The organism is Lactobacillus sp. UMNPBX12 (genome assembly GCF_002553955.1).
Classification (GTDB): domain Bacteria; phylum Bacillota; class Bacilli; order Lactobacillales; family Lactobacillaceae; genus Lactobacillus; species Lactobacillus crispatus.
Genome location: NZ_PCYY01000088.1, coordinates 1 through 274 on the forward strand (window position 1 = coordinate 1; position 274 = coordinate 274).

The 274-nt window shown below is 36.9% G+C and carries 1 protein-coding gene; it reads left to right on the plus strand.

The annotated features are described in order from the left end of the window. Nucleotides 1-80 precede the first annotated feature (80 nt). Nucleotides 81-274: transposase (locus CP363_RS10610; protein WP_180707493.1), on the plus strand; the 194-nt coding region annotated here is incomplete at its 3' end.

Below are 274 nucleotides of genomic sequence, written 5' to 3' on the forward strand. Positions count from 1 at the left end.
CTTTAAACATTAGAAAAAGGAGTTCCTTTCTCGTATGATTGGTTTGAACAAAAAACACATACAGAAAGAAGAACTCCTTCATGAATGATTTTACCAAAGATTTTGCTCAAGCTCTATTCAATCCAGACAAAATAAATGATTTATTGCGCAAAGAGCTACAACAGGCTGTTAATAACTTGCTAGAAGCTGAGTTGACTGCCTTTCTGGGCTATGATCCCTATGCCAGAAATGGCTGGAATACTGGCAATTCTAGAAATGGTGCTTATTTCCGCAA